This window comes from Cellulomonas shaoxiangyii, from assembly GCF_004798685.1.
GTDB classification, from domain to species: domain Bacteria; phylum Actinomycetota; class Actinomycetes; order Actinomycetales; family Cellulomonadaceae; genus Cellulomonas; species Cellulomonas shaoxiangyii.
Window position 1 is genome coordinate 2942299 of sequence record NZ_CP039291.1, and the last position, 23070, is coordinate 2965368.

The window sequence follows — 23070 nt, forward strand, 5'->3', positions numbered from 1 at the left end:
CGAGGGGTGGCGACGTGGGCTGGCGAGGGCGCGTGCTGACGCGGCGGCTGCGGGACCAGTCCGCGGTCGTGGCCACGGTCCTGCTCGTGACGCTGGTGGCCACGACGCTGCTCGGCACCTTCGCGCTCCTGCTGCTGGGCAGCGCCGAGGACGCCCTCGAGGAGGCGCTCAGCCGCGCCGACCGCGACGACGTGACCGTCGAGGCCGCGCTGCGCGTGAACAAGAAGGACGCGGCACCGGTGGTCGACGCGGCGCGCGAGGCGCTGCACGCCGTCACCGGCGCCCTCGAGACGCACGACGAGACGTGGCTCGGCGGCTCGCTGTGGCGGCTGCCCGGCGCGTCCGCCAGCGGCAGCCCGCCGCTCGCCTACCCCGCGGCGTCGCCGCGGCAGCACGACTCCGCGCGGCTCGTCGAGGGCTCCTGGCCCGACCGTGCACGCGACGACGCCGGCCGCCTGCTGGTCGCGGTGCCGTCCGTCGCCGCGCGCGCGTACGGCTGGACCGTCGGCACCGTGGTGCCGGTGCGCGCCACCACCGGCGCCACGGCGGACGAGTGGCTCGTGACGGGGATGCACGAGCTGACCGGACGCCCGGGCACCTGGTCGCGCGACCGGCTGCTCGGCGGCTCGCACGACCCGCTGTTCCCCGTGCCCGGCTCGGGGGGCCGGCTCGTCACCGACGCGTGGGGTCCGATGCTCGTCGACCCGGCGGCGCTCGCCGGCGCCGACCGGGTGGAGACCGCGAACGTGGTCGTCGAGCCCGTGCTGGCCGGCGCGCCCGACGGCGCGGTCGCGGACATGCGCGCCGCCGTCGACGACGCGCAGGTCGCGCTCTCGGGCAGCCTGCGCGGCACGGGCGCCTACGGCAGCGTCCGCACCACGGTCGACCGCACCGTCGACGGGGCGTGGCGTGAGCTCACGGTCACCCGGGTCGGCGTCGTCGTGGTCGGCCTGCTGCTGACCGTGCTCGCGACGACCGTGATGCTGCTGGCGGCCCGGCTGCTCGGTGAGCGCCGGTCGGCGGAGGGTGAGCTGCTCGCCTCGCGCGGGTCGGCCCCGCACCAGCTGCGCTCGCTCGCCGTGCTGGAGGCGCTGGCCCTCGCCGTGGTGTGCGCGGCCGCCGCGCCGTGGCTCGCGCGCGGCGTGTGGTCGTGGCTGGTCGCCTCCGGCCCCCTGGCGCCGGCCGGGTTCACCGTGCCCGTGGGCGTGCCGCCCGCCGTCGTGCTCACGTGCGCCGTCGTCGCGGGCACCCTCGCCGTGGCGCTCGTCGTCCCGCAGTGGCACGTCGCCGGGTCGTCCGCGCCGTCCGCGCACGCGGGCATGGTGCGCACCGGCGCGGACCTCGCCCTCGTGGCGCTGGGCGGCGTCACGCTGTGGCAGCTGCTCGACTACGGCACGCCGATGACGGCGGGCCCCGCCGGGCCGCGGCTCGACCCGCTGCTCGCGACCGGACCGGCGCTGGTGGCGCTGGCTGCGTCGGTCCTCGCGCTGCGGCTGGTGCAGCCGGTCGCCGCGGGCGCCGACGCGCTCGCCCGTCGCTCGCGCTCCCTCGTCGCACCGCTCGCCGCCTGGCAGGTCGCCCGTCGTCCCGCGGCGGCGTCCGGCACCACGCTCGTGCTCGTCCTCGCGGTCGCGTGCGCCGTGTTCGCGCAGTCCTTCCTCCAGACGTGGCGGCTGTCCCAGCTCGAGCAGGTGGACCTCGCGACGGGCACGGACGTCCGCGTCGACGAGCTCGGCGGGAACCGGGCCGACGGCAGCCGGACCGTCCAGCAGGTCCTCGCGGCGCACCCGGGCGCGAGCGCGCAGCCGGTCGTCGACCGTTCCGCGTCCGCCGGCAAGGTCGCCGGCGCCGACGCGAGCGCCACCACCCGCGGCGTGCACCTCCTCGCCGTCGACACCACGCGCCCCCAGGCGCTCCGCGGCCGCACGGACACGTCGTGGCGCGCGGCCACCTCCGCCCTGGCGCCGGACGACCGCACGGCGCACGTCGCGCTGCCCGGCGACCCCCAGTGGCTCGTCCTCGACGTGGCCGTGACCCTGACGCCCCACGTCCCGTCCCGGGGCAGCCTCAGCGTCGTCGTCGCGGACGTGCACGGCGTCCGCACGTGGCTGGACGCGCAGCTGCCGTACATCGACCCGGGGACGACGCAGCCGTTCGCGATCGAGATCCCGCCGTCCGCCGGCCCGCTCGTGGTGGACGACGTCGTCGGGCGGTTCGCCCTGCTCGAGCCGCCGCCCGACGACACCGGGGCCGGCCCCCCCACCGACCAGGTCGTGCTCGACCTGACCCGCGTGCGGGTGGTGGACCGCTCCGTCGGTGCGGGCGCCGCCGCGGCGCTCGACGCCCCGGCGACCGCCGTCCCGCTCGCGGACGCCGCCTGGGACGGCCACGCCCTGAGCGGCGGCCTCGAGCGCCAGGTCACCGGCGAGGGCGCCGGCGACGCACTGCGGCTGGTGGGCGAGTTCGACTTCGAGACGATGGTGAACGCCAGCGCCCACCTCGTCGCCACGACGTGGCGGGTGCAGGGCTCCGCCCCCGCCACCATCTCGGCCGCGCTGGCCGAGGCGAACGACCTGCGGCCGCGCGACCGGCTGGCCCTGACCGTCGGCAACGTGTCCGTCTCGCTCTGGGTGGACACGATCGTGCCGTACCTGCCGGGGGCTCCGCGCGGACCGTCGGTGCTCGTGGACCGGGAGGCCCTCACGCGCCTGCTGCTCGCGACCGGCAGCGACCAGGACCTCGTCGACGGGTGGTGGCTCGCCGCTGCGCCCGGCGACGACGGCGTCGCGCTGGGTGCGGCCCTGCACGAGACCGGGCTCGGGGAGGTCACCGTGCGCACCGCGGAGCAGGACGTCGCGACCGGCGGGCCGCTGCGGGTGGGCGTGCCCGTCGCGCTCCGGCTCGTGGGCCTGGCGGCCGCGGCCCTGCTCGTGGTCGGCCTCGGCACGAGCGCCACGGTCGCGGTCCGCTCGCGACGGCTGGAGCTGGCCCGGCTGCAGGCGCTCGGCGCACCCCGCGGTGCCCTGGTGGGCGGGCTGGTCGCCGAGCACGCGCTGCTCGTGGCGCTGGGCACCGCCGCGGGCCTCGTGATCGGGTACGGGCTCGCCGCGGTCATCGCGCCGCTGCTCACCGTCTCGGCCGACGGCCGGTCCCCGGTGCCCGCACCCGCGCTGGTCTGGTCGTGGCTCGGCCAGCTCGGTGCCGCCGGCGCACTCGCCGCGGCGGCCTGCCTGACCGTCGCCGTCGTCGCCGTGCTGCTCGTGCGGCGCGCGTCGGGGGCGCTGCTGCGACTGGGGGACGACCGGTGACCACCCTGCACACGCGCGCCCGTGCGGCCACGGGGGACGCGCTGCTCGTCACGCGCCGCCGGGCCGCGCAGGACGCCGCGCTGCTCGCCGGCACCGCCGTGCTGCTGCTCGGCACCCTGCTGCTGACGCTCGCCCTGCCGCGCCTGATGGAGCGCAGCGCCGACGAGGCGGTGCGCCGGACGCTGAGCGACGCGGGCACCGCCGCCGACGTCGTCGGCCTCCCGCCCTACGCGGGCCCGTTCGTGAGCGACCGGGTGAGCCCCGTCTTCGCGACGGCCGACCTGCTGGACGACGAGCTGGGCGACCTCGTCGAGGCACCGGTCGCGGCCCTGCGCACGCCGACCTTCGAGGCGCGCACGCCCGCGGGTGCGTTCCTGACGCGGCTCGAGACGGTCGTCGAGTCCCGCGACCGCGACGCCGAGCACGTCCGCTGGGTCGCGGGCCGGGCACCGCAGCTCGTGCCCGCCGAGCAGCAGCCCCCCGGGGGCGAGGGCCCCCGCACCGTCGAGGCCGGCCTGAGCGCGCCCGCCGCCGCCGAGATCGGCCTCGACCTCGCGGGCGGCCCGGTGCGCATCACGATGGGGCGTGAGTCCGTCTCGGCGTACGTGCTGGTCACGGGGCTGTACGAGCCCCTCGACCTCGCGTCCCCGGTGTGGCGCGACGCCGCCGACCTCCTCGGCGCCATGCCCACCGACGAGGCCGCGTCGGTGGGCCTGCAGGCGGGGCTGTACGTGCCCCACGCGGGGCTCGCGGACCTGCGCGACCTCAACCCGACGGCGCGCCTGGACACGAGCGTGCGCGCCCGACCGGCGGCCGACTCGATGACGCTCGCGTCCGCCCGCTCGCTCGGGCGGCAGGTGGAGCGGCTCGCCGCGACGACCGGTCAGGTCGCGGGTGACCTGCCCGACGTGCTCGGCGCCTTCGAGACCCGGCTGACCGCGGCCAGGGCGCAGGCCTCGCTCGTGGTCGTCGGCCTCGCGGCGACGGGCTCGCTGTGCCTCGTGCTCGCCGCCGGGCTGCTGGCCGACCGCCGGCGCGCCGCGCTCGCGGGCGAGCGGGCCCGCGGCGCGTCCCTCGCGTCGGTGGTGCTGCGCGCGCTGGCGGAGTCACTGCCGGTCGTGCTCGCCGTCGGCGGGCTCGCGTGGGCCGTGGTGACCGCGGTGCTCCCCGCGCACCGCGGGTCCGTGTCGGTCGCGCTCGCGGTCGCCGCGGTCGCCGTGCTGGCGCCTCCGGTCCTCGCCGCCCGGACGGCCGCGGGCGCCTGGACGGGGCGCCGCGTGCCCGCCGACCGCCGGGTGCGTGCCCGCCTCGAGGCGGGCCGGCAGGTCCGCCGGGTCGTCGTCGAGGCGCTCGTCGTCGTCCTCGCCGTCGCCTCGGTCGTGTCCGTGCGCACCCGGGGCCTCGTGCCCGGCGCGGCACGCGACGTCGACCTCCTCCTCGCGGCGGCGCCCGTGCTCGTCGCGGCGGCCGCGTCGCTGCTGGTCGTGCGCGTCGCCCCGGCCGTCGTGCGCGCAGCCGGCCGGCCGGCCGCCCGGGCGCGCGGCCTCGCCGCGCCGCTCGCGGTGGCCCGCGCACAGGGCGCCGCCACCGCGCTCACGCCGCTGCTCGCCGTCACGGTCGCCGTCGCGCTCGTCGTGCTCTCCGGCGTCCTCGCGCACACGACCCGGGTCGGGCAGCGGGAGGCCGCGTCCGTCCACGTCGGCGCGGACGTCCGGCTCGACGGGCGCCTCGGCCCGGGCCGGGGCGCCGACGCCCTCGGCGCGCTGCGGGCGGCTCCCGGCGTCGACGCGGTCGCGACCGGTGTCCAGCTCCCGGCGCGGCCGTTCGAGAAGGGCACGGGGCTCTCGGTGACCGTCCTCGTGGTCGACGCCGCCGAGCTGGCCGCGGTCCGCGCCGCGGAGGGCCTCCCGGTCGACCCGGGCCTCGCGGCGCTCGCCGGCGCCGACAGCCCCGCGGGCACCGTCCCCGCGCTCGTGACCGGCGACCTGCTCGAGCGGGCCGCCGAGCACGTCCCGGTGGCGTCGCCACAGGTGTCGCTGCACCACGACGTGGTGCGGCTCGACGTGCGCGGGCCCACCACGATGCAGGCCGACCGCGGGGCACCGACCCTGGACGCGCGCGTCGCCCTGCCCGTCGAGAGCGAGGACGACGGCGTCGCCGTCGTCGACCGCGCGCGGCTCGCCGCCGCGGGGGTGACGGTCCCCGACCCCGACCGCGCCTGGGTGTCCGGCCCGGGCGCGGTCGCCGCCGTGGCGGCGCTGGACCTGGGACCGCAGCAGCGGACCGGCATCACCGTCACGTCGCGCCACGGCTGGTGGTCCGCCTGGGCGGCCGCACCGCTGACGGCGTCGCTCGTGGCGCTGCAGACGGCCGGCGTCGGGGTGCTCGCGCTGCTCGTGGTGCTCGCGCTGACGCTCGTCGTCGTCGCCACCGCCCGCGAGCGCGGACGGACGTTGTCGACGCTGCGCACGCTCGGCCTGGACGCGGCGACCGCGCGGGCCGCGACGCTCGGCGAGCTGGCGCCGCTCGTCGTCGGCGGACTGGTGGGTGGCACCCTCATCGGCCTCGCCGTGCCGTGGCTGATCGCCGACGCGCTCGGGCTCGGCACGGTGACGGGCCTGCCCGGCCCGGGACGCGTGGCGCCGACGGCGTGGCCCGTGGCCGTCGCGGCGGCGGCGCTGCTGGTGGCCCTGGTCGTCGCGGTGGGCGTCGAGCGGAGCCTGCGCCGGCGGGACCGACTCGGCGAGGTGCTGCGCGTGGGTGACCGATGAGACCGACGAGGGAAGGGGATCCGGCATGGACGCCGTGGACCAGCTGAGGGTGGAGGAGCCGCTCGCACCGAGCACGCTGTCCGCGCTCGAGGAGCGTGCCCGCGCCCGACCCGAGGAGTTCGGGCGCGCGGCGCTGATCGTGTGCGAGTCGCTCGTGCGCATCTACCAGTCGGAGGGCATCGAGGTGCAGGCCCTGCAGGGCCTGGACCTGCTCGTCGAGGCGGGCGAGATGGTCGCCGTCGTGGGCGCGTCGGGGTCCGGCAAGTCGACGCTGCTGTCGGTGCTGTCGGGGCTCGACGTCCCGACGGCCGGTCGCGTGCGCGTGGGCCCGTGGGACCTGATGGCGATGAATGCACGCGACCGGGTCCGCTACCGCCGCACGATGGTCGGGTTCGTGTGGCAGCAGACCGCCCGCAACCTCGTGCCGTACCTGACGGCGGCGGAGAACGTGGCCCTGCCGATGGCGCTCGCCGGACGCCCGCGCAAGCAGCGCGCGGCGGACGCGGCGGGCCTGCTGGACGTGCTCGGCGTCGGCTACTGCGCGGGGCGCCGGCCGGCGCAGATGTCCGGCGGCGAGCAGCAGCGCGTCGCGATCGCGACGGCGCTGGCGAACGCGCCGCAGGTGCTGCTGGCCGACGAGCCGACCGGCGAGCTCGACACCGCCACGTCGGCCGACGTGCTGGAGGCGCTGCGCGCGGTCAACCGCGACCTGGGCACGACCGTCGTCGTCGTCACGCACGACCCCGGCGTCAGCGAGCACGTGCAGCGCACCGTCGCGATCCGCGACGGCCGCACGAGCTCGGAGGTCCTGCGCCGCACCGCGACCCGCGACGACGGCACGGAGCACGTGGTCGCCGAGGAGTTCGCGGTGCTGGACCGCGCCGGCCGCGTGCAGCTGCCGCGCGAGTACCGCGAGACCCTCGACCTGGTGGGCCGCGTGCGGCTCGCGCTCGAGCAGTCGCACGTCGAGGTGCACCCCGACCGCAGCGCCGAGGAGGGCGACCGATGACCGCCACGACGACCGCCGCCGCACCCGGTGCGGCCGGCGCCGTCGACCCGATCGTCCGGGTCGAGCACGTGCACCGCACCTACGGATCCGGCCGCGGCGCCGTGCACGCGCTGCGCGACGTCTCGCTCGACGTGCGCCCGGGCGAGCTGGTCGCGATCGTCGGCCGCTCGGGCTCGGGCAAGACGACGCTGCTCAACGCGATCGGCGGGCTCGACCGGCCCGACGAGGGCCGCGTGCTCGTGGCCGGGCAGGAGGTGTCCGCGCTGGACGAGCGCGGGCTGGTCGCGCTGCGGCGCGACGTCGTCTCGTTCATCTTCCAGACCTTCGGCCTGGTGCCGGTCCTGACGGCCGCCGAGAACGTGGGCGTGCCGCTGCGGATGCGGCGCACCCCGGTGGCCGAGCGCGAGGCGCGGGTCGCGCTGCTGCTCGACCTCGTCGGGCTCGGCCCGCACGCGCGCCAGCGCCCCGGGCAGCTGTCGGGCGGTCAGCAGCAGCGCGTCGCGATCGCGCGGTCGCTGGCGAACTCGCCGCGCCTGCTCATCGCCGACGAGCCCACCGGACAGCTCGACACGGAGACGGGCCGTGCCGTCATGGCGCTCATCCGCGCGGTCGTCGAGGCCGAGGGCATGACCGCGATCGTGTCGACGCACGACCCGGTCATGGTCGCGCTCGCCGACCGCGTGGTCCACCTCGCGGACGGGCGGCTCGTCGAGGGCTGAGCGACCGGTCCCGCCCCGGGACCTCGCCGGCGGGCACCGACCGGTGCCCGCCGGCCGCCTCGGTCAGGCCTCGATGCCCTCGAACAGCTCCGTGACGAGCGCCGCGACCGGCGAGCGCTCGGACCGGGTGAGCGTCACGTGCGCGAACAGCGGGTGCCCCTTGAGCGCCTCGATGACCGCCGCGACCCCGTCGTGCCGCCCGACCCGCAGGTTGTCGCGCTGCGCGACGTCGTGCGTGAGCACCACGCGCGACGACTGCCCGATGCGCGAGAGCACCGTGAGCAGCACGTTGCGCTCGAGGGACTGCGCCTCGTCGACGATCACGAACGCGTCGTGCAGCGACCGGCCGCGGATGTGCGTGAGCGGCAGCACCTCGAGCAGGTCGCGGTCGAGCACCTCCTCGACCACCTCCTTGCTCACGAGCGCGCCGAGCGTGTCGAACACCGCCTGCGCCCACGGGTTCATCTTCTCCGCCTCGCTGCCGGGCAGGTAGCCGAGGTCCTGCCCGCCGACCGCGTAGAGCGGGCGGAACACCACGACCTTGCGGTGCTGGCGCCGCTCGAGCACGGCCTCGAGGCCGGCGCACAGCGCGAGCGCCGACTTGCCCGTGCCCGCGCGCCCGCCGAGGGAGACGATGCCGACCGACTCGTCGAGCAGCAGGTCGATCGCGACGCGCTGCTCGGCGGAGCGCCCGTGCACGCCGAACACGTCCTGGTCGCCCCGCACGAGCTGCACGTGCTTGTCCGCCGTCACGCGGCCCAGCGCGGACCCGCGCGGGCTGTGCAGCACGAGCCCGGTGTGGCACGGCAGGTCCTGCGGGGCACCCGCGAGCGCGGACAGGGGCGGGGCGACGTCGGCGAGCGGCAGGGACTCGTGCTCCCAGAGCTGCGCCATCTGCTGCTCGCTCACGTCGAGCGTGTCCATGCCCGTCCAGCCGGAGTCGACGACGAGCTCGGCGCGGTACTCCTCGGCGCGCAGGCCCATCGCGGACGCCTTGATCCGCATCGGCAGGTCCTTGGAGACGACCGTGACGTCGCACCCCTCGGCCGCGAGGTTGGCGGCCACCGACAGGATCCGCGTGTCGTTGTCGCCGAGCCGGAACCCGGCCGGCAGCACGCGGTCGTCGACGTGGTTGAGCTCGACGCGCAGCGTGCCGCCCTCGTCGCTCACGGGCACGGGCGCGTCGAGCCGGCCGTGCCGCACGCGCAGGTCGTCGAGCAGGCGCAGCGCGGTGCGGGCGAAGTAGCCGAGCTCGGCGTGGTGCCGCTTGGCCTCGAGCTCCGTGACGACGACCACGGGCAGGACGACGTCGTGCTCGGCGAACCGCCGGATCGCGCGCGGGTCGGACAGCAGGACGGAGGTGTCGAGGACGTACGTGAGCCGGTCGGGCCCGGCCGCGGTGCCCGGACGGGGAGCCGTGCCCGGACGGGAGGCGGTGCCGGCACGGGGAGCGGTGCCGCCCCCGGGGGCCGCGTCCGTCGGCGGCGTGCGGTCCCCCAGGTCGTGCTGCGAGGTGCGGTCCACGGCAGGCTCCCTCCGGCGCGTCAGCGCCTGGTCGGGTGCCTCCTGCGCGTGCGCGGCACGTGCCGCGTCCGGCAGTCGGCGACGGGACGGGGTCGGCCGGCCGAGGGCCGGGTCCGGCCCTCCTCCCGGAGCACTGGCTCCATGGGCTGGCCTCCCGGGACGACGGGTGTCGTCCTCTGGTGGGAACGTAACGCCGCCCACCGACAGGCACCCGCATGTGACGCGCGACACGCTCGCCCGTCACACGACGTTCATCAGCCGGAACCCGGGACGTCGCACGACGGCCCGCAGGGCCCGTGGACCCGCGCGTCAGCGCCCGAGCCGGCGCTCCCGCTGGGCGTACGCGCGCAGCGCGCGCAGGAAGTCGACGCGCCGGAAGTCCGGCCAGTACGCCTCGCAGAAGTAGAACTCCGAGTGGGCGCTCTGCCACAGCAGGAACCCACCGAGGCGCTGCTCGCCCGACGTGCGGATCACCAGGTCGGGGTCGGGCTGCCCCTTGGTGTAGAGGTGCTCGGCGATGTGGTCGACGTCGAACGCCCCGGCCAGCTCCTCGACGCTGGTCCCCACCTCGGCGTGGTGCCGCAGGAAGGACCGCACCGCGTCGGCGATCTCCCGCCTGCCGCCGTACCCGACGGCGGCGTTGACGTGCAGCCCGTCGACGTCCGCCGTCGCCTCCTCCGCGCGTCGCAGCGCCTCCGCGGTGCGCGTGGGGAGCATGTCGAGCGCCCCCACCGCCTGGATGCGCCAGCGGCGCTCGGCGGCGAGCTCGCCCACCACGTCCTCGATGACGGTGAGCAGCGGCTCGAGCTCCTCGGGGTCGCGCGAGAGGTTGTCGGTGGACAGCATCCACAGCGTGACGACCTCGACGCCGACGTCCTCGCTCCACGCGAGCACGTCGCCGATCTTGTCCGCCCCGCGCCGGTGCCCGTGCGCCGAGGAGACGCCGCTGCTGCGCGCCCACCGGCGGTTGCCGTCGAGGATGACGCCGATGTGCCGGGGCATCTGCGCCGGCGGCAGCGAGGCGGCCAGGCGGCGCTCGTACAGGCCGTACAGCGGGTGCGGCAGGCGCACGCGGACCCTCCCCTGGACGATCGGTGGACGCGCTCACGGTACTCGCCGCGGTCACGCCCCGGGGCTCCTCCGGACCGCCGGCCGCGTCGACACCGCTGCGACGTGTGCGTAACCTACGGTGACGTAGGTTCGACCCGGACGAAGGCGGGACAGACGTATGAGCTCCACCCCCGCAGGCCCCGGTGGCGACACCAGGCACGCCGCGGACGGCAGGGTCGGGCGCGCCGCCGAGGCCGTCGGTGACGCGGTCGGCGACGCCGTCGAGGCGGTCGTCGACGAGGTCAAGCCCCGCCTGCGCGGCTGGGTCCACGCGGGCGTCGCCCCGTTCGTGCTCGTCGCCTCGGTCCTGCTCGTCGCGCTGTCACCCACCCCGGCCGCCCGGTGGTCCACCGCCGTCTTCGGCGTCTCCGCCGTGCTCCTCTTCGGCACGAGCGCCGTCTACCACCGCGGCACGTGGACGCGGCGCGTGGCCGCCGTCCTGCGCCGCCTCGACCACACGAACATCTTCCTCATCATCGCGGGCACGTACACGCCGCTCGCGGTGCTGCTGCTGCCGGCGTCGACGGCGCGGATGCTGCTGACGGTCGTCTGGGTCGGCGCGCTCGTCGGGGTGCTCGCGCGCGTGTTCTGGCTGCACGCGCCCCGCTGGGTCTACGTGCCCATCTACCTGGCCCTCGGGTGGGTCGCCGTCGGCTTCATGCCCCAGTTCTGGCGCACCGGCGGCCCGCTCATCGTCTGGCTCATCGCCGGCGGCGGCCTCGCGTACACGGTCGGCGCGATCATCTACGCGCTGAAGCGGCCGAACCCCAGCCCGCGCTGGTTCGGCTTCCACGAGGTGTTCCACGTGCTGACGGTCATCGGGTACGGGTGCCACTTCGCCGCGGTCGCCGTCGCGGCGTCGCGCGCGGGCTGACCCGCCGCCGCGGTCCACGACGCGCGCCCGCAGCCCGGCGGCGTCAGTACGTCATGCCCATCGCCTCCTGGACCCGCTGCAGCGTGCGCGCCGCCACGGCGTTCGCGTGCTGGTTGCCGGCCGCCAGGACGCCCCGCAGAAGGTCGTCGGCGCCCTCGAGCTCCCGGCGGCGCTCCCGCAGCGGGCGAAGGTGCTCGTTGACGGCCTCCGTCACCGTCCGCTTGAGCACGGCGCCCCCGCCGGCGCCGATATCCCCGGCGAGCGCCTCCGGGGTGGTACCGGCGCACAGGGCCGCGGTGAGCAGCAGACTCGCCACCTCCGGCCGGCGCACGGGGTCGTAGGTGATGTGGCGCCCGGCGTCGGTCCTGGCCGAGCGGATCAGACGGGCGGTCTCGTCCTCGTCCGCGCGCAGCGCGACCGCGTTGCCCGCGCTCTTGCTCATCTTCGCGCCGTCGGTCCCCAGCAGCAGCGGGGCCGGTGAGAGCAACGCCTCCGGCTCGCTCAGCAGCCGCTCGCCGGAGCCGTAGCGGTCGTTGAAGCGCCGTGCGACGAGCCGCGTGGTCTCGAGGTGCGGCAGCTGGTCCTGCCCGACGGGCACCAGGTTGGCGGCGCAGAAGAGGATGTCCGCGGCCTGGTGAACCGGGTAGGTGAGCAGCAGGCCGCTCATCGACCGGCCGCCGGATGCCTTGGCCGCCGCCGCCTCCGCCTTGACGGTGGGGTTGCGCTGCAGCTCCGCGACGCTGACGAGGCTGAGGAACGGCAGGAGCAGCTGGTTCAGCGCCGGTACCGCGCTGTGCGTGAAGATCGTGGCCGAGCCCTCGCCGGCGCCGCCGTCCCCGCGCGCCGCGACGCCGGTCGCGAGGTAGTCCAGCAGCAGCTCGCGCACGTTGCCGCGCACGTCCCCGGCGACATCCCGGTCCGTGATGACCTGGTAGTCGGCGACGACGAGGAACATCTCCACGCCGGCACGCTGCAGGCGGACGCGGTTGGTCAGGGTGCCCAGGTAGTGCCCGAGGTGCAGCGGGCCGGTCGGGCGGTCCCCGGTGAGCACGCGGAACCGGTGCGGCTCCCTCGCCAGCTCCAGCTCCAGCTCGGCGCTGCGCCGCTGAGCGGCGAGCACGGACCGCGTGGGCAGCGCGGACGCGGGGGGTCGGGCGGCGGTGGACGCCGCACCGCCGGGCGAGGACACGGCGGCGGACGTGGTCGGGCGGGACATTCGGTGCTCCTTCGAGAAGGAGCCGCCCACCGCCCTCGTGCCGGTGCCGGGTGCCGGCACACGTCCGAGCCGCCGGGGGCAGCTCGGACAGGTCCGGTCGCAGCCGCCGCTACAGCGGCTGCCACCAGGTGCACGGGGTCATCAGCACGGACGCACCGTACCCGCGTCCCCGGCCCCGGCCCCGGCCCACCGACGACGCTGCGACGCGCGACCGTCGGCGCCGTCCCCTGCCGGCGTGGCGCGGGCGGTGGGGGCGCGTCAGGTGCGCGGGACGACCGCGTACCTGCGGTGGGTCAGCGAGGGGTTGCGCTCGCGCACCGCGACCAGCGCGTCCGCGTCGAGGTCCACCGTGCGCACCTGCGGCGTCTCGTCGAGCTCGAGGCCCACCACCCCGTCGGGTCCCACCACGAGCGAGCGGCCCACCACGCCGCGCCCCGCCTGGCCGACGGCCACGACGGCGGACGTGTTCTCGATCGCGCGCGCCGCGGCGAGCGTGCGCCAGTGCGTCGACTTCAGCGGACCCGCAGCCCACGCCGCCGGGACGACGAGCACGTGCGCGCCCGCGTCGACCAGCCGCCGGGCGGACTCCGGGAACCGCAGGTCGTAGCACGTCATCACGCCGAACCGCAGGCCGGCGACGTCGAGCACCAGCGGCGGCGCGTCGGCCGGCCCGGCCACGAACCGGTCGGACTCGCGCTGCCCGAACGCGTCGTACAGGTGCACCTTGCGGTAGACCCCGGCGAGCGCACCGTCGGCCGTGACGCCGACGACGGTGTTGACGGCACGCGGCGCCCCCGGCCCGTCGTCCTCGCCCGGCACGGTGGTGCCCGCGAGCACCGCGACGCCGGCGCGGGCGGCCTCCTCGCGCAGCGCCGAGACGAAGGGACCGTCGAGCGGCTCCGCGAGCTCGGGGCCGACGCCACGCGGGTCGAACGCCGACGCGTACTCCGGCAGGACCACGACGTCGGCCCGGGCGCGCCCCGCCTCACGGACCGCGTCGCGCGCGACCTCGACGTTGGCGCCGCGGTCCGTGCCGACCTGCAGCTGGGCGACCGTGACGCGCACGGCCGGGCGGACCGGCGCCGCGGGACGCGCGGTCACGGCGTGCGGCCGGTCCCCGGACGGTCGTCACCGGCCGGACCGGCCGACGGGCCGGCCGACGGGTCGCCCGACGTGCCCGTCGCCGGACCGTCGACGGGCGGCGCCGCGGGGCGCCCTGCCTCCTCGCGCGCGTCGAGCTCGGCGCGCGCGACGTCACCGTCGGAGGGCGCGTCCCCCGAGGCGTCGTCGCCGCGCAGCCGTGCGCGGTGGTCGGCGCGGCGCAGGCGCCGGCTGAGGGACACCGCGAGCGCGATGACCACCAGGGCCAGCAGGAAGGTCACGACGAACCCGAGGAAGCCGGGCGAGCCCTCCTCGGGCGACTCGATCGTCGGGCCGGGCAGCCGCTCGGCGTGCACGACGGCGGCCAGCACCGCGCCGGTCAGGACCCCGTTCACCGCGCCGCCTCCGTCCCGCGGATCCCCGCGAACAGGTCGTCCTCGGGCAGCGTCGTCGGCACCCGCGACTCCGCGAGCTCGAACTCCTCGGTGCGCCACTGCGCGAGCTCGACCTCGCGCGGGACGGCGAAGAACCAGCCCTCGGGGTCGATCTGCGTCGCGTGGGAGCGCAGGGCCGCGTCACGCTGCGGGAAGTAGTCGGCGCACTCGACGCGCGTGGTCACCGGGCGCTCGGGCACCTCCCGCGCCTGCCGCGAGTCGATCCAGTCGCTGAACGGCGACTCGCCGCCGGCCGCGACGATCGCGTCGTGCACGGTGCGCATGCGGGCCAGCGAGAAGCCGTGGTTGTAGTACAGCTTCAGCGGCGTCCAGGGCGCCCCGCGGTCGCGGTAGCGCTCGGGGTCGCCCGCGGCGGCGAACGCCTCGACCGCGACCCGGTGGCACATGACGTGGTCCGGGTGCGGGTACCCGCCGCTGGGGTCGTAGGTCGTGACGACGTGCGGGCGGAAGTCGCGGACCAGCTCGACGAGCGGCGCGGACGCCTCCTCGAGCGGCACGAGCGCGAAGCAGCCGTCGGGCAGCGGCGGCAGCGGGTCGCCCTCGGGCAGGCCGGAGTCGACGAAGCCGAGCCAGTGCTGGCGCACGCCGAGCGCCGCGGCGGCGGCCGCCATCTCCTCGCGCCGGACCGCCGCCATCTCCTCGCCGCCCGCGGGCGCCGGCCCGTAGTGCGGGTTCAGCACGTCGCCGCGCTCCCCGCCGGTGCAGGTGACGACGAGCACGTCGACGCCCTCGGCCGCGTAGCGCGCGGTCGTCGCGGCCCCCTTGCTGGACTCGTCGTCGGGGTGCGCGTGCACCGCCATGAGCCGTAGCCGCTCCGTGGTCACCCAGGGCCTCCCGTCACAGGTCGTCGGACGAGAGACAATGATCCCCCACCCGCACGCACGACCCGTACGACGAGCCCCTCGTCCCACGTCTGGAGGACCCGTGGTCGCACCGGCACCCCGCACGCCCGTCGGGCGCTACGGACCGGAGCCCACCGCCGCCACCCGCCGCGCGCAGCGATGGGCGATGGCCGCGCTCGTGGTCGTCGCCATGCTCGTGCTCGGGTGGATCGGCAGCGGTGTGCTGCGCGACCCGGTGCAGTGGAAGACGATCGGGTTCCGCGTCGACGGCGCCGCGTCCACGCAGGTCACGTTCGACGTGACGACCGACCCGGGCGTCGGCGCGACCTGCCGGGTGCAGGCGCTGTCGAGCTCGTACGCGCAGGTCGGGGTCCTCGACGTGGAGGTGCCCCCCGCCGCCGAGCGCACGCGCCGCGTGACCGTCACGGTGCCGACGGTGCAGGAGGCCGTGTCGGCCACCGTGGACGCCTGCAGCCCCCTGCCCTGACGGCCCGCTCCCCCGTCGCCGTGCACCCGACGGGGTGGTCCCGGACGTCCATTTTCGCCCCACCCGGGGCCGCCCGGCTACGATGGACGTTTACGCCGCCCCGGTCCGGCGTCGTACGACATGGTCGACGCGACCGCGGACAGACGGCGACACCGTCCCGCACCGCCGCGCCGTACCCGTGCGCGTCGGCGGGGCACCCGACCACCGCCGACTGCGGTGGACCGAGGCAAGGGAAGGAGCGATCGTGACCGACACGACTGCGGCCACGTGGCTGACGCAGGAGGCCTACGACCGCCTCAAGGAGGAGCTCACGCGCCTCGAGACGGTGGGGCGCAAGGAGATCGCGGACCGCATCGCTGCTGCGCGCGACGAGGGAGACCTCAAGGAGAACGGCGGGTACCACGCCGCGCGCGAGGAGCAGGCCAAGCAGGAGGCCCGGATCCGCGAGCTGCAGGCCAAGCTCCGCAACGTGCAGATCGGCACGCCGCCGGACGACGGCGTCGTCGAGCCCGGGATGGTCGTCACGGCCGTCGTCGCCGGCGACGAGATGACGTTCCTGCTGGGCTCGCGCGAGATCGCCGGCTCGGCCGACATCGACGTCTTCTCCCCCACCTCGCCGCTCGGTGCGGCGATCCACGGCCACAAGGTGGGCGACGCGACGACCTACCAGGCGCCGAACGGGCGCGAGATCCCGGTGGAGATCACCGGCGCGAGCCCCTTCACGGGCTGACGCCACCACCACGCGCGACGGCGCCGCCACCCCCGGGGTGCGGCGCCGTCGGCGCGTCCGGGCCCGCCGCGCGTCAGGCGTCGCCCAGGCGGTAGCCCGCCGCGCGCAGGCCCGCGAGGAGGTCGCCGCAGTGCTCGGGGCCCTTCGTCTCGATCTGCAGGTCGATCGCCACCTCGCTGTACGCGAGGTCACCGCCGGTGCGGGTGTGCGCGACGTGCACGACGTTGCCGCCCATCGCTGCCACGTCGTGCAGCAGCCCGGCGAGCGCGCCGGGCGCGTCCTCGACGCGCACGTGCACCTGCAGGTACCGCCCGGCCGACGCGAGCCCGTGCCGCACGACGCGCAGCAGCACCAGCGGGTCGATGTTGCCGCCGGACAGCACGCACACGACGGGACGCCCGTCCCGCGCGAGCCCCGGGTCCGCCATCAGCGCCGCGACCGCCGCCGCACCCGACGGCTCGACCACGAGCTTGGCGCGCTCCGCGACGAGCAGCAGCGCGCGCGAGAGGTCCTCCTCCGACACCGTGCGCACCGGCACGCGGTGGTGCGCGAGCAGCTCGAACGGCACCTCACCGGGGGTGCGGATCGCGATGCCGTCGGCCATCGTCCGCAGCTCGGGGGCGGGGACCGGCCGGCCGGCCGCGAGCGACGCCGGGTAGGACGCCGCGCGCGCGGCCTGCACGCCGACGACGCCCACGTCGGGCCGGTCCTCGAGCGCCGCCGCGATGCCGGCCGCGAGCCCGCCGCCGCCGACGGGCACGAGCAGCGTGCCGACGTCGGGCACCTGCTCGAGGACCTCGAGCCCGACGGTGCCCTGGCCCGCGTCGACGTCGGGGTGGTCGAACGGGTGGATGAGGACGGCGCCCGTGCGCTCGGCGTGCTCGCGTGCGTGCACGAGCGCCTCGTCGACCGACGTGCCGACGAGGTGGACGTGCGCGCCGTAGCCCCGGGTCGCGGCGATCTTCGGCAGCGCCGCGTCGACCGGCATGAAGACGACCGACTCGAGGCCCAGCAGCCGCGCCGCGAGCGCGACGCCCTGCGCGTGGTTGCCGGCGCTCGCCGCGACGACGCCGCGCGACTTCTCGGCGGGTGACAGGCGGGACATGCGCACGTAGGCGCCGCGGATCTTGAACGACCCCGCACGCTGCAGGTTCTCGCACTTGAGCCAGACGTCCACGCCGGCCACGTCGGACAGCGCCCGGCTGCGCTGCACGGGGGTGCGCTCGGCGACCCCGGTGAGCAGCTCCGCCGCGGCACGCACGTCCCGGGCGCCGATCACGGCGCGCTCGGGCCGGTCGTCCCCGCCGTCGGTGGGTCGGCCGGGGTGCCGCCGTTCCGTGCCGCGCGCTCCGCGAGCGCCGCGGACTCCGCCTCGGCGGCGGCCGCGAGCACGCGGTCGAGCACGGGGTGCTCACGGGGTCGGATCGGGACGTGGTCCCCCGTGCCGAGCTGCGGGAACTTGTCGTGCCCGTGCAGGTAGAGCATCACGGTGTTGAGCACGGCCGCGACGGGCACCGCGAACAGCGCGCCGACGATCCCGGCGGCGAACGAGCCGGACGCCACGACGAGCAGCACCGCCACGGGGTGCAGCGAGACGGCGTGCCCCATGAGGAACGGCTGCAGCACGTGGCCCTCGAGCTGCTGCACGCCCAGCACGACGACGAGCATGATCAGCGCCGACACCCAGCCCTGCGTCACGAGGGCGACGAGGACCGCGATGGTGCCGGTGGCGATCGCGCCGACGTACGGGATGAACGAGCCGAAGAACACGAGCACGGCGAGCGGCACGGCCAGCGGCAGCTGGAGCGCGAACGCCCCGAGGCCGATGCCGAGCGCGTCGACGCCGGCGACGAGGATCTGCGTGCGCGTGTACGCGCCGAGCGTCACCCAGCCGCGGCGGCCCGCCTGGTGCACGCGCTCGCGCGAGCCGCGCGGCAGCAGCCCGACGACCCACGCCCAGATGCGCCGGCCGTCGATGAGGAAGAACAGCGTGCAGAACAGCGCGATGAGCGTGCCGGCGAGCACGTGCCCGACGGTGAGCGTCACGGACAGCGCGCCCGTCGCGATCTGCCCGCCGCTGCCCGCCGCCGCCTCCTGCAGCTGGTCGACGTAACCCTCGAGGTCGGTGGTGCCGAGCTGGAGCGGGCCCTCGGACAGCCACCTGAGCAGGGTGTCGACGCCCTCCCGCGCCTGGCTCCACAGCTCGGTGATGCCCCGCACGATGGAGCGGCCCGCGAGCGTCAGCAGGCCGGCGACCACCCCGAGCAGCAGGATCAGCGCGACGCCCGCCGCCGCGCCGCGCCGCAGCCGGACCCGCCGCTGCAGGAACGAGACGAGCGGCGAGAGCAGGACCGTCAGCAGCACGGCCACGGCGACGGGGACGACGATGACCTTGAGGACCGCGAGCAGCCACAGGCCGACGGCGACGGCCGCCGCGATGACGAGCAGCCGCCACGACCACGACGCGGCCGCCTGCACCGACGGCGGCACGGGGTGCGGGCGCCGGTCCTCGAGGACGAGAGGGGCGACGGGGGGCTCCGCGGCGTCCGGGCCCTCGTCCGCCGGCACGTCCTGCGTCACGACTGGTGGTCCTCGCCCGCCGCGTGCCCACGTCCCGCACCTGTGGCGACGCGGCCCAGCCCCGCCGCGTCGAGCGCCTGCGCGAGGTCGGCGAGCAGGTCGTCGACGTCCTCGATCCCGACCGAGAGGCGGACGAGGTCGTCCGGCACCTCCAGCGCCGTGGCCGCCACGGACGCGTGCGTCATGCGGCCCGGGTGCTCGATGAGCGACTCGACGCCGCCGAGCGACTCGGCGAGCGTGAACACGCGCGTGTGCCCGCACACCGCGACGGCCGACTCCGCGTCGCCCGTCCGGAACGCGACCATGCCGCCGAAGCCCGTCATCTGGCGTGCGGCGACGTCGTGGCCGGGGTGGTCGGGCAGGCCCGGGTAGAGCACGTGCGTCACGCCGGGGTGGTCGAGCAGGAAGCGCGTGACGCGCTCGGCGTTGGACTGGTGGCGGTCCATGCGCACGGCGAGCGTCTTCAGGCCGCGCAGCGTGAGCCACGCGTCGAACGGCCCGGCGACGGCGCCCGACGCGTTCTGCAGGAAGCCGACGGCGTCGCGCAGGGCGGTGGTGCCGGTCGGGCCGTCGAGCCCCGCGGGCAGCTGCGCACCGTCCGCGACGACGACCGCGCCGCCGACCACGTCGGAGTGCCCGCCGATGTACTTGGTGGTGGAGTGCACGACCGCGTCGGCGCCGAGCGCGAGCGGCTGCTGCAGGTAGGGCGTCGCGAACGTGTTGTCGACGACGAGCACGGCCCCGGTGGACCGCGCGTGCACCGCGATGGCCTCCACGTCGGCGATGCCGAGCAGCGGGTTCGTGGGCGTCTCCGCCCAGATCGCGCGCGTGCGGCCCGGCTGGATCGCGGCCAGCACCGCGTCGGGGTCCAGCATGTCCACCGGCGTGTGGTCGATTCCCCACGGGCCGAGCACGCGCGCGATGAGCCGGTACGTGCCGCCGTAGACGTCGTTCCCGATGACGACGTGGTCGCCGGGGCGCAGCACCGCGCGCAGCAGCGCGTCCTCCGCGGCGAGCCCGGACGCGAACGCGAACGCCGCGGCGCCGCCCTCCGCGGCGGCGAGCGCCTCCTCGAGCGCGTGCCGCGTCGGGTTGCCCGAGCGGGAGTACTCGTAGCCGTCGCGCAGGCCGCCCACGCCGTCCTGCTTGTACGTGGACACCTGGTGGATGGGGGGCACCACGGCGCCGGTGCGGGCCTCGGGGGCCTGGCCCGCGTGGATGGCGCGGGTCGAGAAGCCGGCGGTGGACCAGTCGTGGGCGTCGGAGCTCGTCACGGGTCCCAGGCTAGGGCGTCCGCGCGGGGCGGCGGGGAACAGGCGGCACCCCGTCCCGGTTCTACGTGACGGATTCTGTAGGAGAAGGAGAGACGCTCATGGCCTCGTTGTTCGAGACGCTGCTCGGCACCTCGCTGCGCACGCAGATGGTGGACCCCGACAAGGCGCTGAAGGGCCGCGACGGGTACCCGTACGCGATCCCGGAGACGCACACCGTGCTGGGTACGCCCCTGCAGGGCCCGTGGCCGGAGGGCACCCGCGTGCTCTACCTGGCGTCCGGGTGCTTCTGGGGCGCCGAGAAGGAGGCGTGGCAGCTGCCCGGCGTCGTCACGACCGCGGTCGGGTACATGGGCGGCTACACGCCCTACCCGACGTACGAGGAGACGTGCACGGCCCGCACCGGCCACACCGAGACGGTGATGGTCGCGTACGACCCGCAGCAGCTGTCGGACGTCGACCTCATGCGGCACTTCTGGGAGGAGCACGACCCCACCCAGGGCTTCCGTCAGGGCAACGACGTGGGCACGCAGTACCGCTCCGCGGTGTTCTACACGACGCCCGAGCAGGGCGAGGCAGCGCGCGCCACGGCCGCCGAGTACGGCCCGCGCCTGAAGGCGAACGGCTACGGCGACATCACCACGGAGATCCGCCCCGCCGAGGAGGCCGGCCCGTTCTACTACGCCGAGGCCGCCCACCAGCAGTACCTGCAGAAGAACCCCGGCGGCTACTGCCCGGTCAACTCGACCGGCGTGGCCTGCCCGGTGCCGACGGCCTGACGCACCGCCGACCTCCCGACGAGACCGTCGGACCGGGGCACACAAGGCCCCGATCCGGCGGTCTCGTACGTGGCGGCGCCGGCGTCGTGCTCGTGCGGGTGTCGGTGGGTGCGGTGAGGATGAGCCGCATGCTGCTCGCCGACGTCGCCGCCGCGTCCACCGCCGTCGCCGCGACGCGGTCGCGGCTCGCCAAGCGGGCGGTGCTCGTGGACGTGCTGCGCCGGGCGGCGGCCGACGGGCCGCAGGACGTGGCGATCGTGTCCCGCTACCTCGGCGGTGAGCTGCGGCAGCGGCGGACCGGGCTCGGGTGGCGGTCGCTGACGTCCCTGCCCGAGCCGGCGGACACGCCGTCGCTGACCGCGGCCGACGTGGACGCCGCGTTCGCCGCGATGGCCGAGCTGGCCGGGCCGGGGTCGGCAGGGGCGCGGACGGCAGCGGCGGCGGAGCTGTTCGGGGCCGCGACGCAGGACGAGCAGCGGCTCCTGCGCGGGCTCGTGACCGGCGAGCTGCGGCAGGGGGCGCTCGACGCGCTGCTGCTGGACGCGGTGGCGGAGGCCGCGGGCGTGCCGGCGGGTGCGGTGCGCCGGGCCGCGATGCTCGCGGGCGAGACGGAGGCCGTCGCGGTCGCCGCGCTGGCGGCGCCCACCCCCGAGGCGGCGACCGAGGCCCTGGACGCGTTCACGCTCACGGTCGGGCGGCCCGTGCGGCCGATGCTCGCGCAGTCGGCGCCGGACGTCGCGACCGCGCTGGCAGGCCTGGCGCAGGGCGACGCGCCGGCCGGCGAGGTCGTCGTCGACACCAAGCTCGACGGCATCCGCATCCAGGTCCACCGCGACGGCGACGACGTGCGCGTCTACACCCGCTCGCTCGACGACATCACGGCGCGCGTCCCGGAGATCGTCGCGGCCGTCCGCCTGCTGCCCGCGCAGCGGCTCGTGCTCGACGGCGAGGCGCTCACCCTCGACGACGCCGGGCGCCCCCGCCCCTTCCAGGAGACCGCGTCGCGCAGCGCCACGCGCGACGCCGAGCTCGCGGGCTCCGCGTCGCTCACGCCGTTCTTCTTCGACGTCCTGCACGTCGACGGCCGCGACCTGCTCGACGCGCCGCTGCGCGAGCGGCTCGCGGTGCTCGACCAGGTCGCCGCCCCGCACGTCGTGGACCGCGTCGTCACCGCCGACCCCGCGGTGGCCGCCGAGCACTTCCGCGCGGTCGTCGCCGCCGGGCAGGAGGGCGTGGTCGTCAAGGCCTACGACGCGCCGTACGAGGCGGGCCGGCGCGGCGCCGCCTGGGTCAAGGTCAAGCCGCGGCACACCCTCGACCTCGTCGTGCTCGCCGTCGAGTGGGGGTCGGGCCGGCGCGCCGGGACGCTGTCGAACATCCACCTCGGCGCGCGCGACCCCGCCGGTGGGTTCGTCATGCTCGGCAAGACGTTCAAGGGCATGACCGACGAGATGCTCGCGTGGCAGACCGAGCGGTTCCTCGCGCTCGCGCAGTCGCGCGAGCCCTGGGGCGTGGTCGTGCGGCCCGAGCAGGTCGTCGAGATCGCCTTCGACGGCCTGCAGCGCTCGACGCGCTACCCCGGCGGGCTCGCGCTGCGGTTCGCGCGCGTGCTGCGGTACCGGGACGACAAGCCGGCGTCGGAGGCCGACACGATCGACGCGGTGCGCGCGCTGGCGGCCGGCTGACGCCGTCCGGACGACCGGGCCGCCCGAGCGAACGGACGGCCCGTCGCGCCGGTCAGCCGTCGGTCGCGGCGTCCTCGCGGTCCTCGGGGGCGACCTCCGGCACGAACGTCGGGTACGGCAGCCCGAGACCCTCCTGGCCGGCGCGCTCGGGACCGTCGTCACCGAGCGGCAGCCGCGGCCCGTCGACGGACACCCGGACGACGTCGGCGCGCACGGTCGCGGACAGCGTCAGGTCGCCGCGCTCACCGACGACGGTGTCGCCGCCGCCGTCGTCGACGGACCAGCCGAGGTCGGCGACGGCCGCGGCCACGTCGTCGCGGGTCGCGGGCGCCGCGATCTCGGCGTCCGCCTGGTAGGCGAGCGAGCGGTCGTCCTTGATCCCGTAGGCCTCGTACTCGCCGCGGGCCCAGCGGACCTCACCGCCGAGCGCCTCCGCGAGGGCCGGCACGACCTCCACGGCCGCGGCCCGCACCTCGTCGCGGGCGCCGGCGTGGTCCTCGGCGCTCGCGCCGCCGGAGCCCCCGCACCCGCCGAGCACGGCCGGCAGGAGGAGCACGCCGAGCAGCAGGGCCGTGCGGCGCCGCACCACCGCGCCCCTCGCCACCGCGC

The 23070-nt window shown here is 76.7% G+C and carries 19 protein-coding genes; 9 read left to right on the plus strand and 10 right to left on the minus strand.

Annotated features, from left to right (window positions below; translation table 11 throughout):
- The first annotated feature begins 14 nt into the window (after positions 1–14).
- From E5225_RS13220 to E5225_RS13235, 4 genes are read left to right on the plus strand one after another with little or no spacing between them, the layout of a single operon-like run.
- Entirely contained in the window at positions 15–3308 is a 3294-nt protein-coding gene (locus tag E5225_RS13220; RefSeq protein WP_135975443.1) for an FtsX-like permease family protein, read from the plus strand.
- Positions 3305–6079, plus strand: a complete 2775-nt coding sequence (locus E5225_RS13225) for an FtsX-like permease family protein (protein WP_136225460.1) — start codon at positions 3305–3307, stop codon at positions 6077–6079. Before E5225_RS13220 ends, E5225_RS13225 begins: the two co-directional genes overlap by 4 nt.
- Before the next feature lie 25 nt (positions 6080–6104).
- On the plus strand, positions 6105–7088 hold the full coding sequence (locus E5225_RS13230) for an ABC transporter ATP-binding protein (protein WP_135973580.1): 984 nt from the start codon (positions 6105–6107) through the stop codon (positions 7086–7088).
- Positions 7085–7807 (plus strand): ABC transporter ATP-binding protein, encoded by a 723-nt coding sequence (locus tag E5225_RS13235; RefSeq protein WP_135973581.1) that lies wholly within the window; start codon positions 7085–7087, stop codon positions 7805–7807. Before E5225_RS13230 ends, E5225_RS13235 begins: the two co-directional genes overlap by 4 nt.
- Before the next feature lie 63 nt (positions 7808–7870).
- On the opposite strand, the gene phoH2 is transcribed toward E5225_RS13235, so the two are convergent.
- Positions 7871–9160, minus strand: coding sequence for an RNA 5'-3' helicase PhoH2 (gene phoH2 / locus E5225_RS13240; protein WP_243738236.1), 1290 nt, complete (start codon positions 9158–9160; stop codon positions 7871–7873).
- A 480-nt stretch (positions 9161–9640) separates the two neighbouring features.
- Entirely contained in the window at positions 9641–10402 is a 762-nt protein-coding gene (locus E5225_RS13245; protein WP_135973583.1) for an isoprenyl transferase, read from the minus strand.
- A gap of 157 nt (positions 10403–10559) precedes the next feature.
- Between E5225_RS13245 and trhA the strand changes: the two genes are divergently transcribed.
- The gene (trhA, locus tag E5225_RS13250; RefSeq protein ID WP_135973584.1) at positions 10560–11315 is read left to right on the plus strand and encodes a PAQR family membrane homeostasis protein TrhA; all 756 of its coding nucleotides are present in this window, start codon (positions 10560–10562) and stop codon (positions 11313–11315) included.
- Between the two features lie 43 nt (positions 11316–11358).
- Here trhA and trpS read toward each other — a convergent pair whose 3' ends face one another.
- The 4 genes from trpS to mca form a co-directional block, all read right to left on the minus strand.
- Positions 11359–12531 carry a tryptophan--tRNA ligase gene (gene trpS / locus E5225_RS13255; RefSeq protein WP_135973585.1) on the minus strand — a complete coding sequence of 391 codons (1173 nt, stop codon included), beginning with the start codon at positions 12529–12531 and terminating at the stop codon, positions 11359–11361.
- A gap of 258 nt (positions 12532–12789) precedes the next feature.
- Complete coding sequence (locus E5225_RS13260; protein ID WP_135973586.1) at positions 12790–13632, minus strand: carbon-nitrogen hydrolase family protein; 843 nt, start codon at positions 13630–13632, stop codon at positions 12790–12792.
- Entirely contained in the window at positions 13629–14027 is a 399-nt protein-coding gene (locus E5225_RS13265; RefSeq protein WP_135973587.1) for a hypothetical protein, read from the minus strand. Before E5225_RS13265 ends, E5225_RS13260 begins: the two co-directional genes overlap by 4 nt.
- Entirely contained in the window at positions 14024–14911 is an 888-nt protein-coding gene (gene mca / locus E5225_RS13270) for a mycothiol conjugate amidase Mca (RefSeq protein ID WP_243738234.1), read from the minus strand. Before mca ends, E5225_RS13265 begins: the two co-directional genes overlap by 4 nt.
- 100 nt (positions 14912–15011) lie before the next feature.
- Here mca and E5225_RS13275 point away from each other — a divergent pair, with 100 nt between their 5' ends.
- Entirely contained in the window at positions 15012–15416 is a 405-nt protein-coding gene (locus tag E5225_RS13275; RefSeq protein WP_135973588.1) for a DUF4307 domain-containing protein, read from the plus strand.
- A gap of 244 nt (positions 15417–15660) precedes the next feature.
- Complete coding sequence (gene greA, locus E5225_RS13280) at positions 15661–16146, plus strand: transcription elongation factor GreA (protein WP_135973589.1); 486 nt, start codon at positions 15661–15663, stop codon at positions 16144–16146.
- 73 nt (positions 16147–16219) lie between these two features.
- Here greA and ilvA read toward each other — a convergent pair whose 3' ends face one another.
- From ilvA to E5225_RS13295, 3 genes are read right to left on the minus strand one after another with little or no spacing between them, the layout of a single operon-like run.
- Positions 16220–17425 (minus strand): threonine ammonia-lyase, encoded by a 1206-nt coding sequence (gene ilvA / locus E5225_RS13285; RefSeq protein ID WP_135973590.1) that lies wholly within the window; start codon positions 17423–17425, stop codon positions 16220–16222.
- Complete coding sequence (locus tag E5225_RS13290; protein ID WP_424945136.1) at positions 17422–18726, minus strand: AI-2E family transporter; 1305 nt, start codon at positions 18724–18726, stop codon at positions 17422–17424. Before E5225_RS13290 ends, ilvA begins: the two co-directional genes overlap by 4 nt.
- The gene (locus E5225_RS13295; protein WP_135973591.1) at positions 18723–20000 is read right to left on the minus strand and encodes a cystathionine gamma-synthase; all 1278 of its coding nucleotides are present in this window, start codon (positions 19998–20000) and stop codon (positions 18723–18725) included. Before E5225_RS13295 ends, E5225_RS13290 begins: the two co-directional genes overlap by 4 nt.
- A gap of 98 nt (positions 20001–20098) precedes the next feature.
- Between E5225_RS13295 and msrA the strand changes: the two genes are divergently transcribed.
- Together msrA and E5225_RS13305 are read left to right on the plus strand one after the other, a co-directional pair.
- Positions 20099–20776, plus strand: coding sequence for a peptide-methionine (S)-S-oxide reductase MsrA (gene msrA, locus E5225_RS13300; RefSeq protein WP_135973592.1), 678 nt, complete (start codon positions 20099–20101; stop codon positions 20774–20776).
- A 128-nt stretch (positions 20777–20904) separates the two neighbouring features.
- The gene (locus E5225_RS13305; RefSeq protein WP_135973611.1) at positions 20905–22461 is read left to right on the plus strand and encodes an ATP-dependent DNA ligase; all 1557 of its coding nucleotides are present in this window, start codon (positions 20905–20907) and stop codon (positions 22459–22461) included.
- A 52-nt stretch (positions 22462–22513) separates the two neighbouring features.
- Here the strand turns inward: E5225_RS13305 and E5225_RS13310 are convergent, their stop codons facing one another.
- Complete coding sequence (locus E5225_RS13310; RefSeq protein ID WP_135973593.1) at positions 22514–23065, minus strand: hypothetical protein; 552 nt, start codon at positions 23063–23065, stop codon at positions 22514–22516.
- Positions 23066–23070: the final 5 nt, after the last annotated feature.

Excerpts from the sequence above, each read along its gene's own strand:
- E5225_RS13235 (WP_135973581.1), top strand. The coding sequence starts at position 7,085 with ATGACCGCCACGACGACCGCCGCCGCACCCGGTGCGGCCGGCGCCGTC.
- trpS (WP_135973585.1), bottom strand. The coding sequence starts at position 12,531 with ATGTCCCGCCCGACCACGTCCGCCGCCGTGTCCTCGCCCGGCGGTGCG.
- msrA (WP_135973592.1), top strand. The coding sequence starts at position 20,099 with ATGGCCTCGTTGTTCGAGACGCTGCTCGGCACCTCGCTGCGCACGCAG.
- trhA (WP_135973584.1), top strand. The coding sequence starts at position 10,560 with ATGAGCTCCACCCCCGCAGGCCCCGGTGGCGACACCAGGCACGCCGCG.
- E5225_RS13305 (WP_135973611.1), top strand. The coding sequence starts at position 20,905 with ATGCTGCTCGCCGACGTCGCCGCCGCGTCCACCGCCGTCGCCGCGACG.
- E5225_RS13230 (WP_135973580.1), top strand. The coding sequence starts at position 6,105 with ATGGACGCCGTGGACCAGCTGAGGGTGGAGGAGCCGCTCGCACCGAGC.